This window comes from Bradyrhizobium sp. USDA 3256 (assembly GCF_054058275.1).
This window is the reverse complement of record NZ_JBSSAE010000002.1, coordinates 956709-974865: the sequence shown is the minus strand read 5'-3', so window position 1 is coordinate 974865 and position 18157 is coordinate 956709. Positions and strand designations below refer to the sequence as shown.

The following is an 18157-nucleotide window of genomic DNA, read 5'->3' as shown; positions in this document are numbered from 1 at the left end:
GACCGGACAGCTCTTCCCACTGTTGCCTCGTCGACCTTTCCGCCGACGCCATGTCAGACACTTCCTCAAAAAGGGGCTTGAACCGTACGTAACGTCAAATTGTAGGCTCTACCGTAGCTGCGGTGTGGCTGAGCTGACGCGAATGACTTCGCTCGGTAGAATCAACCGCATCGATATCTGCAAGAAAGTCGGGCGGCAAATCCCGGCAGCTGGTGAGCATTGGAGCTCTATAATGTTGGGTAGGCGTAACGCTTTAGCTGCAAGTGCAACACTGCTCTTTTGCGCCCTCGGTTCGGCTACGCGCGCCTCCGACGTCAATATTGCCGTGGCTGGTCCCGTGATCGGAAACGGCGCTGCGTTTGGCGGACAAATGCGCGATGGAGCGGCTGCCGCTGTCGAGGACCTGAACGTGTCTGGCCTTCTTCCCGCTACCAAGCTGATATCGACTGCCGTCGACGATGTTTGCGATCCCAATCATGCCATCGCAGTTACGAATCAGCTCACAAACGAGCGCGTCCGACTGGCCGTTTGTCATTTTTGTTCTTCTTCGTCGATCCCAGTCTACGGCGACGTAGCGGACATCGTTCAAGTGTTACCTGGCTCAACAAATCGTCAACTAACAGACCGCGGCCTCGAGGCGGTGTTTCGGATCTGTGGCTGCGACGACAAACAGTGCTTCGTTGCAGCTGAGTACATTGGGAGCCAACATAATAATCATCCGATCGCAGTGCTCGATGACAAAAGCGCGGCGGGTAATGACATTGCCGACGCGGTTGCGGCTCAGCTTCAGAGATCCGATGAATACGTCAATCACCAAAGCTATGTAGCCGGCGAAAAGAACTACGCGGCGCTGGTCTCAAGATTGAAGACGGAGGGGTTACGGCTCGCTTATTTCGGCGGCTATCTTACCGAAGTCGGACTGATCGTGCGCCGGGCATCAGAATCAGGTGCCGGCCTCATCATTATGGCGAACGATCCGCTGATGACCTCTAATTTCCGGGTCGTTGCCAGCACTACCGGAAACGGAACGTTGTTCATCTTCATGCCCGAACCCGGCAAGAATACCAATGCGGCCGGCATTGCGACCCGCCTCAACGCGGCCAACATGTCCGCCGAAGGCTACATGCTTTACGCCTATGCAGCCGTCAAAGCCCCGGCAGATGCAGTGAAGCGGGTTAGCTCTTTCGATTCTGCACGAGTCACCGACGCACTTCGTTCGAGGCCGACCGATACCGTGATCGGTCCGGTCCGATTTGAGTCCAACGAGGCAAAGCGGCTCCTGGTTTTCTCGTTTCCCGCTGGCGCGTCGGACATGTCGAAGACGTCCAGCAGAACTGATCGTGGCCTCACGTAGCCTCCCACAATTCAACCAGTGGCACAGATGATAAGACGTCCTCACGACCTTGGTGCAACGATCCTCGCATGCACCCTTGTACTCGCGGTCTTCGGAGCACTTTTCGCGTTCGCCGCAGCGCTCGCAGAGCTGCCTGATGTCGATCCGCTGGGGGATGAGTTGCGTCCGATGATAGACAAATAGCACCCGTGCCAGCCCTCAGTGTTGCAACTCTCGACCTTGGCAAGCCTGTTTTGATAAGCTCAATGGTTACTCTCTTTGGTTCACCGGTTCTTCCTCAAATAGGCTCCCCATGCCGTCTGCAGCAGCTCGGCGGTGTCACGGAGCGCTGGCAGTTCTTTCCAACAAACATAGCCATGAAACTCAATTTGCAGCGACAACTTCCCCCATCGAGCACGCATGCCGACAAATGCACTTGCGCGCTGCAACCTACGGGTTGTCCCGCGTCGGGCGGAACACTACGAACTGCACGCGACAAAACGATCAACTTCCGCTCCGGCCGAACCGATCTCCATGAGGCTTGTGTCAACCCTGCCATCAACTCGTTCCCGCTGGCCGCCGCCTTAATTGGAGGCTCGTTGCTGCCCTCGTACAGCAATGCCGATGCGCAGGGGACGGCTCCGCCTTGGGGCGAGCCGCCAAGCCGCCCGCAGCGATGTGCCAATCGGGTCGATTCGCACGATTCAAAAATTTTTCAACAACAATGTGATCAGCCATGCCATCGGCGTCCGTATCTTTGGGCGCCGTTTTGCCTTCGAGGACAACCCTCGGCCTATCAGGCTTGAAAGGCGGGAAGTTGCAGCAGACTTCGCTGAACTCGAACCTTCTGGAATACCTTCCGACCCAAGCTTCGTGTTGGCGTCCGGCAGATGATTTCTCATTGGGCATCTCCTCCAGTTGGAGCGCAAGTTCTGCCCCAAGAAGGGCGGACAGATGAAGCGGTCGAGATTCACGGAGGAACAAATTATCGCGATACTGAAAGAGCATGAGGCTGGCGCGAAAGCGGCCGATCTAGCTCGCAGGCACAGAACTTCTGAAGCGGCGATCTACAATTGGAAAGCCAGATTTGGCGGCATGGACGTTTCTGCGGCCAAACGATTGAAGGCCCTGGAAGAGGAGAACGCGAAGCTAAAGATGCTTCTGGTCGAACACATGCTCGGTGTGGCGGCGCTTCGCGAGCTCCTATCAAAGTAGTGGTCAGACCGCCATCTGCAGACCTCATGACCCAATCACATGGTGCAAGCTCAGGGCACCGCACCCGACGAGAAAGATCAAAAGCGGTCAAATAACGAACAGCCGTCCTTGAGCGCGACAGCATCAGGCAACCAGGATGCCTGTTCCACAAACGGAGATGATCAAGTGAAACGCAGCCTTCCTTCAAGACTAACGTGCGGCATTTTCGACCACTTGGACGACGACGGCCGCGATGTCGCGCGACAATACGAAGATCGGCTCAAGTTAGCGGAGGTGTGCGATTCTCTGGGCTTTTACGCTTATCATTTGGCGGAGCACCACTGCACACCACATGGCAGAGGGCCCTCGCCGAACCTGTTTCTATCAAGCGTCGCGCAACGCACCCAGAGACTGCGTGTTGGTCCGCTGGTCCTGCTGCTCAACCTCTATCATCCTTTGCGCGCATTCGAGGAGATCTGCATGCTTGACCAATTGAGCGGCGGCAGGCTCGAGCTCGGTATCGGACGTGGCTCCCTGCCGACCGAATGGGGCTATTTCGGCGTCAGCGCGGACGCAGCGCCGGAGCGTTATGAGGAAGCCAGCGAAATCCTAAATGCCGCGCTAAAGGGGCATACGTTATCCTATCACGGACGATTCTTCGAGCTGAGCGAGATACCTTTGACCATGAGGCCTCATCAGCATCCGTATCCGCCGACCTGGATCACGAGCAGTCGGGCAGAGTCGGCGGAGTGGGCTGCTGCCAATGGCGCCAATCTGGCGTGCCTAGGCCGTTCCTCTGCTGTCCGAAACATTACGAATGCGTTCCGCGCCCATCGAGCACGCATTACAGCCGGGGACGATCGCGAGCCGTTTATTGGTTTGCTTCGCATGGTCGTGATCGCGCAGTCTGACCGAGACGCCCATGTAACAGCAGAAACAGCGTATGAGCGATGGCTCGATAGCTTTAAATTCGTTTACGAGCTGAACGCCATTCCGACACCACCTACCCTGCCGCTGACCTTCGATGCAGCGCTCGAAAGCGAATTATGCGTCGTCGGAACGCCAGCTTCCGTCCGACAGACCCTTCTTAACCAGATGGAGGAGGCAGGTGCAAACTACCTACTTTGCCAGCTTGCATTCGGGAACCTTCCGCTAGAAGCTTCCCTATACACTGCAACCACAATTAGATCCGAAATCATCGCTAGCTTTGGCTGACGATGACTAGGATGTGGCCGCCTTAAAGGAGCTGCGCATCGCGACCTTCATTTATGATCGGCCGCCCTGCCAAACGCGCGTAATTCAGGACCTCCTGCCTACTCAGCAGGAGGTCCACAGACCGATGAGGACCGGATCGTCTTGATCACCATCACGGCGGCCTTTCGGCCGATGTCACCGACGCTGACGTGAACTGACTTGAAGAGCGGCGCATGACAAGCCAACTCTGTTCATATGCGGTCGGCATCCTGCGTCATCCAGAACAGGTCGGCCACGGTCGCGCGCGCTATCCGCGAGTTGGATGCATCCCATCAAAACTTTCGATTTTACCGGTCTTAACCAAATACCCATAGTCAATCGCCGATTTCCGGAACGTACCCTTCACGAAGCACGTGTAACAATGAACCCAGTTTGCTTTGAGCATAGTCGCAGGGCAACTCCAGTCCCCCGTGTCTGTATCGCCAAACAGACTCCCTTATCCTGCAAATCACGGCACGTATCGCCCGCTTATAGGCGGATGGCGCATCGCAACGCCTCACGCGCAATCTACCGCATAGTCGCCGACTTAGTTGTCCTCATGCTAAAGGCGGTCCAGGAGATTGGCTCTCGCGTACTCCTATTGGCTGGGGTCCATGCGTGCGCCCGCTAGAATTAGGACGGGCAGACTGCGCCCTAAGCCAAGGCAAACCGGACTTGTCGTCCTGAACCGCTTGCCCGCGCCATCAAGCTGGCGCTGTGACGGCCGGCAGCCGATGCAGGACTGTCAGCTATCTGACAACTCCATTGCAAGGCATATTTTCGCCGGCCACGACGAGGCACTGCTGACGACTTGCGTGACCAGACCGGCTGCGCAGTACCACAGCGCGATTCCCTACGTCATTGTAGTCGGGGATCCTCACTGCGCTCGCGTACTTGGTGCTGCTCGGTGCCGGCCGCCCTCACAAGTTTCGCGGTCATTGCATTCTATGTGCCGCTCTCAACTAACCGCACGTATGCACAGCTTTCTGCGGTCGCAATTCGCCCTAGCCGCGCGCCTGCAGCCCCACGAACGCGAAAAACGACGCACATCTTTACTCAACCGACCCTGCTTTTAATTGCTCTGGAGCAACGCCGTGGAACTTGATCCTTCCAATTCACGCATACAAGACCTTACTCACCGCATCGACTTGCAACTGGACATCGTTGCCACCCTCGTCGGCGAGGAAGGCAACGAGCTCGAAGCAGTCCGACTACTTAATGCACTCACAAACGAAATGATAAACGCGGAGCTAGCCATCGGTCAGCTAAGCGACGCGAGGACCAGTGGTCGCAATGGAGATGGGCAAACAGCGCGAATGTCCCGAGACCGCGGCGTCTATCATCCAGAAGACCTTCAGGTTTTGGGACGCCTGTTCGATCAAGCAGTGGCGGCCTTACCCGAGGCTCTACGCACTCCTGCCAACCAGATGAAGATCGCCACGCTAATTCTGTCGCGTGAAAATGAGTAGATTCCATTTCGTGTTCTTCAGCCGGTGACGACGCCCTACCGAGTACCGCCGCAAGGTTCACGAGTTGCAAGATTGGACCGGCTTGTCGTCTCACGAGCGCGTCGCTTCTACTGCCTTGTCCGCATCGCAGTCGTTCCGTAAGGCATTGATCTCCGAGTTGTCGTAACATAGCCTGCGGATGTTCGGATGAAGGACCGGCGCGTTTTCTGAACAAGGGGCGCTTGAGTGAAGGACGTCGATCGAGATCGTTGGCAAAAATCGCTTTGACCGGGCCGCAGATGCGCGCAGATGTCGATCTGCCCGCAGGGCGGCAGCATCGAGCCACTGTTGTCCATAGGATCGGGCGGGCCGGATGATGCCGGCGGAAGGGCGGAAGCCCTGCCCGGGTGTGGCGGCGCATCAAGGATCAGGTGGCATAGCGCGGCGGCGACCGGCCGTATCGTGGCGGACATCCTCGCGGATGCGCTCGGTGTTCACCGGCAAGATTAGGCGAGGACTCGGTTCAGTCGAAGCAGAATATTGGTGGAGAAGAAGAGTCCGAGCACGATATATCGGGATTGCTCTTCTGCTGCGCAAGATCGCGGAGAGCCAAGACGAAGCCGGTTGTTCCTGCCGGGAGGTGTAAGCTACCTCATTGTTTTGTCGAGGGCGCAAGTTCGGCGCGCAGATTGCGTATCGCCTCGTTCGCCAGATGCAAAGTATTCCGCTCGCCGCTTCTTATCGAACATTCCAGGAATGCCTGCAATCGGCTGTGAAGCACTGTCCTGAGATTGTGCGCCAGTAACGGGTCCTTCTCGACAAAGCGCCACGCCTTATCAAAGGCAACGCTCACGAGAACCTCCGGCGTCTGCACTTGCTCAGATGAAATCTGGTCCATCTCAAAACTCCAATCGAAATCTGAATAGGAGGGAGTAACTTGTTCAAAGCGAAACCGAGTGCCTCTGACGTATCGCAGCAGGTAAGAGATCGGATCCACGGGTCCGCTCGCGCAGCGAGCTCCTCGCGGCGCTACAACAGGTCTATACAGATGCTTATTGAAGTGCGGATGACCGAGTTCAAGTCAATTCAACTAATTCTGAATCGCTTGAACGCGAGCATGCGCCATCGCGCATTTTTTTTGCTGGATTTCCCGCATTGCTCGATGTCGGTGGTCGCTCAAGCAGTCGAAAGCCGCGACTAATCATGGCCAGAGCCGCACTTGGCGAAACGGCCGTGCACCACATTCGAGCTCCGAGCTAAGGAGCGTTCCAACCTCAACATCGTCCGTTTCGTACAATGCGATCTTCAGCGCGCGCTGCGCATTCCGGACACCGCTTGTTTGCTTTCAGACAAATGTCGGCGGCCTGGCCGTCGTTCTCCTGTCAACGGAGCGCAACGGCTCCGTGGTGTGAGTTGTGCTCCACGCGGGGTCACTAGATCGTTGACCGCGTGGCGGGCCGTTGCGACGATCCGGTTCGTATCGTCCCGCAAAGAACTGTGGGGCGTGGTTCGTCATGGGTCCGTACGGTACCGACGGATTCGGTCCTGCCCCCCGCAATCACGATTACCCCCACCTTTGTATGCGCCCCGAGGCGCAGTCGCGGAGGGCGCTGACTTGAGAGAAGTCCCGAAGGTCGCCCTGTGCATCGATCCCGAATGAGAGCCGATTATGCCCGCCAGACCTATGAAACTCCTCTCGATCGCGCGCGAGAAGTCGGTAGTCAACCGCGTCCGATTAGCGACATACACGTCCGGAATCTATCGAGTGGTTAGGCAGCCGGGGTGCGTAATCCGATGCAAGCCGGCCACTGATTCCGACGCAATCCGGCCACCGATTCCGACGGAAGTCGGCCACCCATTCCGATCTCCGATCGAAGCCGGCCACCCTGTTGAGACCGGCCTGACGCTCTCGAAGACGGCGATCGAATCGCGGACCAGCCCTCCTTTGCGGCCAAGCAAGGGGAGGTCTGATGCCCGCCGAGAGAGCGCCGATGCGGAAGGTTTGAGAAGTCTTGAGACTGCGGCACGCCCTTGGCGTGAGCGAACGGCAGATCGCGGTCACCGTCGGCATCAGCCGATCGACGGTTGGCGAGTATCTGCGGCGGGCTGCCGTGATCGGCATCACCTGGCCGGTGCCGGAAGGGATGGACGACGGCGAGCTCGAGCGCCGGCTGTTCACGCCGCCGACATTCGAGGAGAAGCCGGCGCGGCCGTTGCCCGACTGGACGGCGGTGCACCGGGAGCTGAAGCGGCGCGGTGTGACGCTGCTCCTGCTGTGGGAGGAATATCGCGCCCAGCACGCCGACGGCTATGGCTACAGCCGGTTCTGCGATCTCTACCGGAAATGGAGCGAGACGATCTCGCCGACCATGCGGCAGGTGCACGGGCCCGGAGAGAAGCTGTTCGTCGACTTCGCGGGCGACACCGTGCCGGTGTTCGATGCCGCGACCGGCGTGCAGCGGCTGGCCCATGTCTTCGTCGCGGTGGTGGGAGCATCCAACTACACCTTTGCCGAGGCGCGCTGGTCGGAAGGGCTGGCCGACTGGATCGGGTTACACGTCAATGCCTTGCGCACGATCAGCGGCGTGCCGAAGGCGATCGTCTGCGACAATCTGAAGGCCGGCGTCACCGCCACCTGCCGCTATGAGCCGGGCATCAATCGCACCTACCAGGAACTGGCCGAGCATTACGGCACTGCGATCCTGCCCGCGCGTCCGAGGAAGCCGCGCGACAAGGCGAAGGTGGAAGTGGCGGTGCAAATCGTCCAGCGGTTCGTGCTGGCGCGGCTGCGCAACCGGCGCTTCTTCTCGCTTGATGAACTCAACGCGGCCATCCGCGAGGCGGTTGCCGACCTCAACGCCAGGATCATGCGCAAGCTCGGTGTGAGCCGCAACGAGTTGTTCGGACAGATCGACAAGACGGCGCTCAAAGCCTTGCCGCCGCTGCCGTATCAGTACGCCGAGTGGAAGAAGTGCCGCGTCGCGCCCGACTATCACGTCGAGATCGCCGGTCACTACTACTCGGTGCCCTCACGTCTGATCCGCGAAGAGCTTGAGGCGCGCATTACCGACCGGACGATCGAGATTCTGCACAAGGGCGTCCGGGTCGCCAGCCACGCCCGCTCTGACGTGCCCCATCGCCACACCACGATCCCGGAGCACATGCCGAGCGCGCACCGGCGCTATGCCGAATGGACGCCAGCACGGCTCAAACGAGAAGCGGCCAAGATCGGCCCCGCCACGATCGCTCTCGTCGAGGCGATCATGAAAGCCAAGCCACACCCCGAGCAGGGCTTCCGGGCTTGTCTCGGCATTCTGCGGCTCGCGCGCAGCTACGGCTCGGCCCGCATCGAGGCCGCCTGCCGGCGCGGTAACGACATCGGCGCGACCTCCTACGGCTCGATCAAGTCGATCCTGCAGCACGGGCTCGATCGCGCCTACGCAAACGAGAGGCTGCCGGACGACCCACCGATCCGCCACGGCAATATCCGCGGCACCGATTACTAGCACTGAAGAAAGGAGAGACGATGTTGACACATCCCACCCACAACCGCCTCGTCGCACTCGGGCTTAACGGAATGGCGAAGGCCCTCGACGAACAGCAGCGACAGCCCGACATCGCCACGCTGGCCTTTGAGGAGCGCCTCGCACTACTGGTCGACCGTGAGGCGACCGAGCGCGAGAACAAGCGGCTGATCGCTCGGTTGCGGTTCGCCAGCCTCCGGCAGAACGCCGTCGTCGAGGATATCGACATGAAGGCGCCGCGCGGACTCGACAAGCCGCTGTTCCAAAAGCTCGTCGCCGGCGAGTGGATCGACCGGCATCAGAACCTGCTCATCATCGGCCCGACCGGCGTCGGCAAGAGCTGGATCGCTTGCGCCTTGGGCCACAAGGCCTGCCGGGACAACCGCTCCGTGCTCTATCAACGGCTGCCGCGGCTGTTCGAGGCGCTCACCCTCGCGCGGGGCGACGGCCGCCATGCTCGCCTCCTCAGGACCCTGGCGCGCGTCGAGCTTCTGGTCCTCGACGACTGGGGACTTGCCCCGATGACTGCCGAGCAGCAACGCGACCTGTTGGAGATGATGGAGGATCGCCATGGCCGCGGCTCGACCGTGGTGACAAGCCAGCTCCCGGTCGAGCATTGGCACGAGCTCATCGGCAACCCAACCATTGCCGACGCTATCCTCGATCGCCTCGTGCACAACGCCCACAGGCTCACCCTCAAGGGCGAGAGCCTACGCAAAGCCGCCGCCAAGCGTCAGACGCTTGACGACGAGCCCGCCAACTGACCTGATGACGACGTCGTCGCGAGAGCCCGCCTCGGCAGGCGGCCGGGATCATCGGAATCCCTGGCCGGCTTCAATCGGTACAGGCGGCCGGCTTCGCTCGGAATCCGCGGCCGACTTCGTCGGAATGCGCAGCGGGTTTGGAAAGGCGCACCGTTTTACCCTCTTTGTCGCTCTATGACTGCCTAGCACGTTAGTTGCTCAGCCATGTATGGCTTGGTTGCTTAATGACGATCTCCGTGATGACCAAGCCACTTCGTGGCGCAACTCGTGCTGATGGCGCTCCGGTCTTCTGCCATCGCTCCGATACGACGTGGCTCAATGCAATCAGCTTTGCGCACGGCCGCAGCTCCCGTACCGTTTAGGCGTGTTGAACGATTTACGAAGTGTGGGAGACAATTTTCTTGAGCAGGCCGCTGATGAGTTCGTCGTTCCTATGCAGGATGTCTTGGGTGACGAGTGATCAGACATTGTGGTTCGCCGACGCTTGGATGACGATACCATTGTTGAATCTGACAACTGCGATGAGCTGCGGCAAATGATCTGCCTTTGGGCCGCCGCCAGGTCCCTGACGCGGCGATCGACAGTTTGAATGCCATGCGCGTGGTGGTAGCGGCGACAACTGACCTCCGGTGTCCATCGTCCGGTACCGCACGGTCGCGAACACGCCCTCGATGGGCTAATCGTCCAAGACGCATTTTGTTGCCTGCCCGGAGCGCTGGCGAAACATTCCGATCTTGGGTAACCAGCTTATGCTACGCTCACATCCATCTATACCAATGTCTATTCGAGCTAGCCACCGGGATGATTGGCACGGAGCGCGCGCGCAATCATTCTGCTCTTATGGCTATGTATACTCAGGTTCACGCTTTATGCCAGGAGGCGCAGCAAGGCACATCTGACTTTTGTGCACCTGCTACCCTATATTCCCGTTTGATCGATGATCTGAGTCAGCTGAATTTCGCAGACGCAGATGACCGTCGAGCATTTCCTCCGACCCTACACAGCGTATTAGCAAAGCATGGGCTATTCGGACTCACTACATCAACAAAGCACGGTGGGTTAGCTCTTCCCTTGCAAGAGGCCATCGATCTCATCTCCGCCACTGCATCCTTCGATGTCTCGGCTGCCTCTACCCTCGTGATCCATAACTTCCTGGCCTTGCCCTGCATCGAAGCGGCAACGCACATCCCTGAACAAGGGCAGGTCATGTGGGGTGCAACACATGGCGACCTTTGCGCTTTCGCGTTAACAGAACCTGGAGCTGGCTCTGCGCCGCGACATATAGAAGCTTCGGCTTTCATGCACGAAGATAGAGTTCGCGTCTCCGGCCGCAAAATTTGGATCGGCCTCGCTGACTGGGCTCGTTGGATCGTTTGCTTTGCGCGAGCTTCTGGTCCGGATGCGAAAGGCCGCGTCGTTGGCGTACTGGTTGATAGGCAGGCTCCCGGCCTAAAGGTCACTCACGAGCATCGCACACTCGGTCTACGCGGCATTATCCAGAACACCCTTGAGTTCCAGGATGTCGAGCTGCCGAGTGCTTACGTGCTCTCTCGCGATCAAGACGGCTGGGGAGCAGCAGCATCCAGTATGAACCGCGGACGCATCGGTGTGGCTGCTATGGGTCTTGGAGCCCTTGAGCGCGCTATCCAGGTCGCAGCCTCATATGCAAGCCAACGTCGATTAGGCAAGCTGCGCATGATCGAGAACAGCTATATCGAGCAGTTATTTGGCCAGATGGTACTCCGGCGGGAAGTCGTGAAGGCAATGCTGGGGGCATCCTGCCGTCTTGTCTCAGCGCAGGGCGCGCCGAACGTCCACCTTGCGTCAGCAACGAAGGTTTTGTCGTCGGAGTGGTGCGGCCTCGTCGCTGATCAATGTGTCCAACTGTTAGGTGGCCGTGGTTACGATGAGGGAACGCCTGTAGCTAAGATCTATCGCGACGCTCGCATTCTGCGCATCTTCGAGGGGCCGACCGAGACGCTCCTGTCACATCTCGGCCGCTGCCTTCTCTCTCGAGCCACACGTGACGAAATAGCCGATCTTTTTCTCTCTCTTGGAGCTGCAACAGTCCACGCTGCTGCAATTGAGGAACTCTCTGGGCTCAATGAGACAGACGGTGCCGTACTAATCTATGCCGGCTGGCTCACTACACTGGGACTGGCACAAGCTGTCATCTCTGCTGGTTGCTTCTCGGCCTCAGATTGTCCCGCGGCTGACCTGGTCAGTTCCGAATTGGATGTCCTCCGTGCTCGCGCGCCAGCGCGACTGTCTTTCGAAGGCCGCATTCGCGCTAGTAGGACTCTGAATAGCTTCCTTCATGACGCAGCTTCTTCCATCCGCTCGCCAGTCCTCACAGACGATTACCTCAAATTGGTCCAGTATGTCTGAAACCCTAACTCGCAAGTGGAGCGAGGGGGGCCGGTCCTACCAACTGCAGGCACTGCCACACGCCGATTTCGGCACTTGATCCTCGACCGACCGCCTGCCACACTAACAGATCGGTGATCGCACGTGCTCAGAGCCGCCGGGAGGCGCATCGTGCCACGCGCGCCATCATCAGTCCTGCCTAGACGACCGCCCCTCCGTCGAATAGCGGGGAACCCTCCTTTGATGTGACGATCATGTTGCCTTGTGCAGCGTTTGCTGCCTGAGCCAAAGCCCAGGGCGCTCGCTTGCTCGTTGCGACACAATTTGAGACGACGTCGGAGGGTTCGGAGTACTTTGCACACGCCTTGAGTCTGGGGACACCGTGGGACGCGGTTTGTATTTGAGTGGTGGCACTATCGTTCGATCGTCGGTCTATGGGCTAGTACTTCTGCACAGTGATTATGACTCTTTGGAAGCGTTTGGGTAGGCGCGTCCCATTTTGGCGCGGGCTTTTTCGGTTGTGAACATCCATTTGATGCGGGACCGTGCGGCATTTCTCTGCCGTTGCCAGGCGGAGATTTCGCGGCGCAGCCGCTTGGGGTCGTCGATCCTGCGGTCGAGGCATTGTATCCTCGCAAGATGCCGATCTCGATCTCGACCATGTTGAGCCAGCTTGCGTGCTTTGGGGTGTAGTGGAACTCGATGCGCCGCAGGATGCGCCTGGCTTCAGCGGGCGGGAAGGTCTGATACAGGGCGCCGGCGGAGTGAGTCGATAAATTATCCTGCACAACGCGGATGATCTCGGCATCGGGATAATGGATGTCGACGAGGTCGCGCATGGATTGGGCGTAGTCTTTTGCCGTTCGCCGCTCGGTGAGCTTGACCTTCCGCCAAGGGCGATGCACGTCGAAGAGAACGAAGAGATTGACCGTCCCATTGCGACGATATTCGTAGTCGTAACGTTCGAGCTGGCCCGGCTTGGCTGGGCTGACGGACCTCGCCGATGAGCTGCACGGGGCTTTCGTCGAAGCACACCACCGGCCGTTTGGAATCGGGCACCGCGGCGTAGAGATCGAGCACGTCCTCCATGCGGGCGACGTATTCGCCATCGATCTGCGGAATGCACCACATGTCGCGGCGCCAGGGTTTGAGGTCATTCTCCGCCAGACGTCGCCGGACCGCCTCGCGCGACAGGCTTTTGTGTTCGGTGAGCTTGACGAGCGCACCCGCCAGCAGATCGAGCGTCCAGCGGGCACGGCCGTTCGGAGGGGCCGCGCAGGCGGTCGCCACCAGCAGAGCTTCTTCCTTGCCCGTCAGCTTGCGTTCCGCCCCGGGCCGTGGCTCCTCGCTCAGCGCCAGTTCCAGATTGCCTTCCACGAAGCGGCGCTTGGTCCGGTACACGGTCGAGCCGCTCACGCCGATGCCCCTGGCGATCTCCTCGTCGCCGGCCCCGGCATCGGCAGCCAGCAAAATCTGGGCGCGCTTGAGCTTGCGGGACGCATGCTTGCCGCCGCTGAGCAGCGCCTTGAGTTCGCCGCGCTCGACTTGGCTGAGTTCGACCCGATAGCGTACATTCATGCCTGTCTCCCTGAGAGGCACGCACAAACAACTGAATCGGATGGCCGGCGTGAGTCCTTCGGCAAAAACCTTCACACCCAAACAGGGGCAGTACCTAGCCTTCATCCACCTCTATACGAGGCTTCATCGAAGGCCTCCGGCGGAAGCCGACATGCAGGAATATTTCCGCGTCAGCCCGCCTTCGGTTCACCAAATGGTGCGATCGCTCGAGACAGCCGGCCTTATCAAAAGATTGCCAAGGACAGCTCGCAGTATTGAACTCCTCGTTGATCCCAAAACTCTGCCGGAGTTAAGCTGATCGCCTGAAAGCCAACCGGTCAAAATTACTGTGAGAAGCCACTAGAGCCGAGAAGACGCAAACCGGTAAAGTCAAACGCGTTCGTAACCACAAACTGAAGAGGCCTTACCAAGAACCTAATGGCAAGAAATGGCTTGCCGAAAACTATCGGTCAAAGCGTAAGAAGTTCTATCAATCCAAGATTGCGCGCGAATGGCGCATCCCGCTTCGCGACAGAAAACGCTGAAATGTGCCGCAAGGACATTGATGATGAGCTAATCATCGTCGTGCGTGAGCAGGCCGGCCGAAAAAACTGCGTTAAGCGACTGATCCCACGCAAAGGCGCGAGAAGCAAATAACCTACAGCCATCACGGTGAGACAGGTGATCGCACAGCAGCCTTCAACGATGACAGTGGTAATGCCGCGCCGCAGGGTAAGAGAGTTTTTTCGGCTCATGTCAGCTCCTTTACCAGTATGAACGAATGAAGGGCGGCGAAGTCGAGCTTTTCCCGAACAACTAATCCGGAGCTGACCAAGAGCTCACTTGGACCGATTCCCGCTCGCTCTTAGAGTCATTTGTTTTGCGCCGGATAAGCCGCCGTAGAATACAAGCTCCTTGAGTGTTTGAATATCACCCGCTCGCGAGAGCAACGACCTTGCGCCGCAAGTCCGTCGCAGCTCTAAATTCATTAGCCTTCCGTGGTTCGTTGATTGTGCTCCGCCACGAAGGAGTATTGCGCCCCGCCTCGATGATTGAGTCCTCAACAGCGCCTACACCGAGGAGGTCTCGCCCTAGGCGTCTATTTTGGATGAGGTGCAGGGTTGGATGGCTGAAAGGAGCTCGAATGGGCGGCCGCTATCTCAGCTTGGCAGAGGTGCGTAATTGTGCAAGTCGCTCGATCTGACCAACAATGCCAGACGCCAGACATACAGACATACTCCAGTTTCCAATTGTCTAGGCATGTATTCGACGCTTCTTTCAATGCCCGACGCGGATATGGAGCAACCGACTGACGTAATCCCCGGTGGGCTGGATGCAGAAGCGCGACTAGAATCTGTGAAAGTCTATTGCGGCCGTTGCACTGGGCTTGGCGATGGAGCCGCTGGCGCAGGCGGCGACACTTGAGGTGACGCTGGGCTGTCCGCGCGGGCATTCGGCGGTACTGTCACGTTCGCTGACGTTGTACGCAATCCAATTCCCTACCAGCTGCATTGTAGGCCAGACTGTTATGAAAAGAGCAACGAGCAAGGCACCGATGACGCCAAGCGTAATGGAGCGCCAAACGAGCCAAATGCCATCGACGGTAGACCTCTGTTCCGCGAAACGCGTTCTAACGTCGGTCTCAACAGCGGTCAGTCTTTTACCTACTTCTTCATCAACCTCGCTGATCTTTTCGTTCAACTGTTGCAATGACAACCGCTCGCGCGTCATTCTGCGCACGAATTCTTTGTCGATGCCTTGAACTGGCGATTTGTCGAATACGTATTTCTTGCCGGACTTTTGATCGATTGAGGCACACCAGATTTTGAAAAGCCGTTCACCCCTGTCAGTTGCACTGTTGTCGGACTCGTGTTGAACACTGCGAATATCAGCTTGCCTTTGTATCCGGGATCAACGTGGAACCCCAAACGTTGACAGGGCCCTTGAACTTGAAGGGCGTGCGCATTGAAATAAGCGCCATCGCGAAGTGCGGGATGAAAACTCCTTCAGTCGTTTCTTGATCGTGCGGTTCGAAGGCGGATTTGTTAGTGCGATCAAAGGCGACGCAGAGGTAGAACCTGCTTCTAGAGTTCAGCAATGCCGCCGTGAAAATAACCAATCGGGTAAACCTCTAGCGTCTTCTTCGGCTTACTGCAGCGCCCACCGAAATCTGACGCATGGTCCGATTCAACCGATTTCTTCCGAAACAATGTTGTGCTGCAGTTACAGCAATCCGCGATGATCTTGTTAAGACCCGCGGTGCCGGGGGGCATCGAAAGGAACGACACTCGAATGAAGAATTTGCTGATTCTGACTGCAAGCATCGGCGCACTCAGTGCGGCTGCTCCCGCGCTTGGCGCGGACTTCGCCGCGCAGCCCGTCAACATCAAGGCGCCCCCGCCGGCGATCGTAGCCACAATCAACGACTGGACCGGTTACTACATCGGTCTCAATGGTGGCTGGGGATCGAGCCACAATTGCTGGGATTTCAATGGCGTCACCCCCGAGGGCTGCCATAATTCGACTGGAGGCACCATCGGCGGCCAGATCGGCTATCGTTGGCAGATATTCAATACGGTCTACGGCATCGAAGGTCAGGGCAACTGGGCCGACTTCAGCGGCTCCAATGTCAGCACCGCCTTCCCGGCAGGCATCATTGGCACCAAGACAGATGCGTTGGGCCTGCTGACCGGCCACATCGGCTACGCGTTCAATGCCGTGCTGCTCTACGCCAAGGGCGGCGCTGCGGTGACAAGCAATACCTATCACATCAACTCTGTGGTAAATGGGGCCGAGATTGCCAGAAACAACGACGTGCGTTGGGGTGGCACGCTCGGCGCCGGTATCGAAGTCAGCCTCACGCCAAGTTGGTCCGCCGGCGTCGAGTATGACCACTTGTTCATGCAGGGCAGCAACGTATCCTTCCCAACAGCCGTTGGTGGCGATCGCGTCCACCAGGACGTCGATCTCATCACGGCACGGCTGAATTACAAGTTCAGCCCGGCGTTTGGTAGATAGTGACCTCCACGCGCTTGCTATGGTCAATCGAGAACCCCGACGGTCGATCGGGGTTCTTTCTTCAAGCGCTCCTCTTAATCAATCATCACCCCTGCCTCACTGTAAGCGCTCGGCCGGGGCCCTATTGAGGCTGGCTTGACGCCTTGCGGAAGCGCCACGGCATGAGGTCGCCGATTCTGCTATGGGGATGGCCGTCGATGATCGCCTCAAGTGTTTCGGCGATGTAGGCTACCGGGTTGACGTAATTGAGCTTGCAGGTGGCGATGATCGACGCGAGCAAGGCCCAGTTTTCTGCCCCGATTTCATGTCCTGCGAAGAGAGCGTTTTTCCTGGTCAGGCAGATTGGCCGGATCGCGTTCTCGACCGGGTTGGTGTCGAGCTCGAGACGTCCGTCTTCGAGGAAGCGGGTCAGCCCCTGCCAATGATTCAGTGCATAGCGGATGTCCTCGGCGAGTGTCGAACCGCTGGAGATCATCGACAGCTGTTTCTCGAACCACGACTTTAGCGCGGCTACCATGGGCAGCGAGTGCTCCTTGCGCGCGGCCAGCCGGATGTCCGGCGATGAGCCGCGCACCATGGCTTCGATGGCGTAAAGCTGCGCGATGTGCCGAACGGCAGCTTCGGCGATCGGCGACTTGCTGTTGCGTACCAATTTGACGAAGCGCCAAATGGCTCCAGCAATGCACGAGCGTCCACGGCCCTTGCGGTCGAACGACTTCGTTCAACCGGTCATACCCGTCATAGGCGTCGCATTGCAGGTAGTGTCCGCCAAAGCCGTTCAGGAACTGCTCAGCAAAGGCACCGCTGCGACCGGGGCATATCGGAACAGCACGATCGGCGGACTTGGACCACTGTGGCCGCGGTCGTCTGAGGCGATCGCCCAGAAGTAGCCTTTCTTCGTTTGGCCGCGCCCCGGATCGAGTACTGGCGCCTTGGTCTCGTCCATGAACAGCCGATCCGCCATGGCCAAGTGTGGCGCATGTGGTCCGCGATGGGCTGAAGATGGAAGCAGGCGCGGCCCGACCAGTTGCCCAGTGTCGTCCGATCAAGCCGGATGCCCTGGCGCGCATAGATCTCGGCCTGACGGTAAAAGGCGTATGGTCGCCAAATTTGGAGACGATCACGTGCGCGATGGCCGCTTCGGTCGGCAGCCCGCCGGGCACGACGTGCTCCGGTGCATGCGCCTGCACGACGGGGCCCGAGCAGCGGCGACAGATGTATTTCGGGCGGCGCGTGACCAGCACGCGCCATTGCGCCGGGATCACGTCAAGGCGCTGGCTGACGTCTTCGCCGATCTTCGTCATGGCGCCGCAACCGCAAGGGCAGAGCGTGCTCGCAGGCTCGATGACCCGCTCCACCCGCGGCAAATGGGCAGGCAAGCAGCCGCGATTGCGATGAGAGCTTTGATCCGTCGCGTTCCGTGACCGGCCCTGGATCACCGCCTCGGCTCTCTCCTGCGCGGCATCCAGGATGCCTTGCGCGATCTCCACGTCTTCGAGCGGCAAATGATACTGATCTGGTCGCAGCTTCTCGGATTTCGCGCCGAACCTGTCGCGTCGTAATTCGCCGAGAATGACCTCCAGCCGGCGTCGGGCTTCTTCCGACGCCGCCAGTGCCCCCTGATGCTCGCTCAAGGCCGCCTGCGTTTGCGCCAATAGCGCCTTAAGGTGTTCGTTTTCGTCGCGCAGCGCCGCGATGCTCATGCGCTATTTCGAGCAC

Annotated in this window: 14 protein-coding genes and 4 pseudogenes; 10 read left to right on the top strand and 8 right to left on the bottom strand. The window is 58.8% G+C overall.

Annotated features, from left to right (window positions below; genetic code table 11):
• Positions 1-142 precede the first annotated feature (142 nt).
• Positions 143-1354, top strand: coding sequence for a branched-chain amino acid ABC transporter substrate-binding protein (locus ACVWY5_RS06215; protein WP_321177122.1), 1212 nt, complete (start codon positions 143-145; stop codon positions 1352-1354).
• A gap of 683 nt (positions 1355-2037) precedes the next feature.
• On the opposite strand, the gene ACVWY5_RS06210 is transcribed toward ACVWY5_RS06215, so the two are convergent.
• Complete coding sequence (locus ACVWY5_RS06210; protein ID WP_321177123.1) at positions 2038-2235, bottom strand: hypothetical protein; 198 nt, start codon at positions 2233-2235, stop codon at positions 2038-2040.
• A gap of 52 nt (positions 2236-2287) precedes the next feature.
• Between ACVWY5_RS06210 and ACVWY5_RS06205 the strand changes: the two are divergent.
• The 3 genes and pseudogenes from ACVWY5_RS06205 to ACVWY5_RS06195 form a co-directional block, all read left to right on the top strand.
• Positions 2288-2545 (top strand): annotated as a pseudogene (locus ACVWY5_RS06205) (transposase); the annotation flags it as partial.
• 42 nt (positions 2546-2587) lie between these two features.
• Entirely contained in the window at positions 2588-3742 is a 1155-nt protein-coding gene (locus tag ACVWY5_RS06200; protein ID WP_456671654.1) for an LLM class flavin-dependent oxidoreductase, read from the top strand.
• A gap of 1112 nt (positions 3743-4854) precedes the next feature.
• Positions 4855-5229, top strand: coding sequence for a hypothetical protein (locus ACVWY5_RS06195; protein ID WP_028337409.1), 375 nt, complete (start codon positions 4855-4857; stop codon positions 5227-5229).
• 631 nt (positions 5230-5860) lie between these two features.
• On the opposite strand, the gene ACVWY5_RS06190 is transcribed toward ACVWY5_RS06195, so the two are convergent.
• Complete coding sequence (locus ACVWY5_RS06190; RefSeq protein ID WP_028337407.1) at positions 5861-6106, bottom strand: hypothetical protein; 246 nt, start codon at positions 6104-6106, stop codon at positions 5861-5863.
• Between the two features lie 168 nt (positions 6107-6274).
• On the opposite strand from ACVWY5_RS06190, the gene ACVWY5_RS06185 reads away from it, so the two are divergent.
• From ACVWY5_RS06185 to ACVWY5_RS06170, 4 genes are all read left to right on the top strand, one after another.
• A complete protein-coding gene (locus ACVWY5_RS06185; RefSeq protein WP_456671653.1) occupies positions 6275-6409 on the top strand; it encodes a hypothetical protein in 135 nt (44 codons plus the stop codon).
• Positions 6410-7220: 811 nt separating this feature from the next.
• On the top strand, positions 7221-8714 hold the full coding sequence (gene istA, locus ACVWY5_RS06180; protein WP_456671652.1) for an IS21 family transposase: 1494 nt from the start codon (positions 7221-7223) through the stop codon (positions 8712-8714).
• A gap of 20 nt (positions 8715-8734) precedes the next feature.
• Positions 8735-9496: an IS21-like element helper ATPase IstB gene (istB, locus tag ACVWY5_RS06175; protein ID WP_122404610.1), complete on the top strand. Its 762-nt coding sequence runs from the start codon at positions 8735-8737 to the stop codon at positions 9494-9496.
• A 594-nt stretch (positions 9497-10090) separates the two neighbouring features.
• Complete coding sequence (locus ACVWY5_RS06170; protein WP_431017469.1) at positions 10091-11884, top strand: acyl-CoA dehydrogenase family protein; 1794 nt, start codon at positions 10091-10093, stop codon at positions 11882-11884.
• Positions 11885-12322: 438 nt separating this feature from the next.
• On the opposite strand, the pseudogene ACVWY5_RS06165 reads toward ACVWY5_RS06170, so the two are convergent.
• A pseudogene (locus ACVWY5_RS06165) lies at positions 12323-13441 on the bottom strand (IS630 family transposase).
• Here ACVWY5_RS06165 and ACVWY5_RS06160 point away from each other — a divergent pair.
• Positions 13440-13739 carry a MarR family winged helix-turn-helix transcriptional regulator gene (locus tag ACVWY5_RS06160; RefSeq protein WP_321177627.1) on the top strand — a complete coding sequence of 100 codons (300 nt, stop codon included), beginning with the start codon at positions 13440-13442 and terminating at the stop codon, positions 13737-13739. The pseudogene ACVWY5_RS06165 and the gene ACVWY5_RS06160 sit on opposite strands and share 2 nt — an antisense overlap.
• A 151-nt stretch (positions 13740-13890) precedes the next feature.
• Here ACVWY5_RS06160 and ACVWY5_RS06155 read toward each other — a convergent pair whose 3' ends face one another.
• Positions 13891-14175, bottom strand: coding sequence for a hypothetical protein (locus ACVWY5_RS06155; RefSeq protein ID WP_321177125.1), 285 nt, complete (start codon positions 14173-14175; stop codon positions 13891-13893).
• A gap of 592 nt (positions 14176-14767) precedes the next feature.
• On the bottom strand, positions 14768-15151 hold the full coding sequence (locus ACVWY5_RS06150) for a hypothetical protein (RefSeq protein ID WP_028337932.1): 384 nt from the start codon (positions 15149-15151) through the stop codon (positions 14768-14770).
• 561 nt (positions 15152-15712) lie between these two features.
• Between ACVWY5_RS06150 and ACVWY5_RS06145 the strand changes: the two genes are divergently transcribed.
• Positions 15713-16438: an outer membrane protein gene (locus ACVWY5_RS06145; protein ID WP_028337930.1), complete on the top strand. Its 726-nt coding sequence runs from the start codon at positions 15713-15715 to the stop codon at positions 16436-16438.
• A gap of 121 nt (positions 16439-16559) precedes the next feature.
• Here the strand turns inward: ACVWY5_RS06145 and ACVWY5_RS06140 are convergent, their stop codons facing one another.
• From ACVWY5_RS06140 to ACVWY5_RS06130, 3 genes and pseudogenes are all read right to left on the bottom strand, one after another.
• Complete coding sequence (locus tag ACVWY5_RS06140) at positions 16560-16718, bottom strand: transposase domain-containing protein (RefSeq protein ID WP_321177628.1); 159 nt, start codon at positions 16716-16718, stop codon at positions 16560-16562.
• Between the two features lie 69 nt (positions 16719-16787).
• A pseudogene (gene tnpC / locus ACVWY5_RS06135) lies at positions 16788-17689 on the bottom strand (IS66 family transposase); the annotation flags it as partial.
• 11 nt (positions 17690-17700) lie between these two features.
• A pseudogene (locus ACVWY5_RS06130) lies at positions 17701-18141 on the bottom strand (IS66 family transposase); the annotation flags it as partial.
• Positions 18142-18157 lie beyond the last annotated feature (16 nt).

What these genes read in the sequence shown, in the direction of transcription:
- ACVWY5_RS06215 (WP_321177122.1), top strand. Translation starts at nt 143, where the DNA reads ATGACTTCGCTCGGTAGAATCAACCGCATCGATATCTGCAAGAAAGTC.
- ACVWY5_RS06190 (WP_028337407.1), bottom strand. Translation starts at nt 6,106, where the DNA reads ATGGACCAGATTTCATCTGAGCAAGTGCAGACGCCGGAGGTTCTCGTG.
- ACVWY5_RS06210 (WP_321177123.1), bottom strand. Translation starts at nt 2,235, where the DNA reads ATGAGAAATCATCTGCCGGACGCCAACACGAAGCTTGGGTCGGAAGGT.
- ACVWY5_RS06160 (WP_321177627.1), top strand. Translation starts at nt 13,440, where the DNA reads ATGCCTGTCTCCCTGAGAGGCACGCACAAACAACTGAATCGGATGGCC.
- ACVWY5_RS06155 (WP_321177125.1), bottom strand. Translation starts at nt 14,175, where the DNA reads ATGAGCCGAAAAAACTCTCTTACCCTGCGGCGCGGCATTACCACTGTC.
- ACVWY5_RS06185 (WP_456671653.1), top strand. Translation starts at nt 6,275, where the DNA reads ATGACCGAGTTCAAGTCAATTCAACTAATTCTGAATCGCTTGAACGCG.
- ACVWY5_RS06145 (WP_028337930.1), top strand. Translation starts at nt 15,713, where the DNA reads ATGAAGAATTTGCTGATTCTGACTGCAAGCATCGGCGCACTCAGTGCG.
- ACVWY5_RS06200 (WP_456671654.1), top strand. Translation starts at nt 2,588, where the DNA reads ATGGTGCAAGCTCAGGGCACCGCACCCGACGAGAAAGATCAAAAGCGG.
- istB (WP_122404610.1), top strand. Translation starts at nt 8,735, where the DNA reads ATGTTGACACATCCCACCCACAACCGCCTCGTCGCACTCGGGCTTAAC.
- ACVWY5_RS06170 (WP_431017469.1), top strand. Translation starts at nt 10,091, where the DNA reads ATGCGCGTGGTGGTAGCGGCGACAACTGACCTCCGGTGTCCATCGTCC.
- ACVWY5_RS06150 (WP_028337932.1), bottom strand. Translation starts at nt 15,151, where the DNA reads ATGACGCGCGAGCGGTTGTCATTGCAACAGTTGAACGAAAAGATCAGC.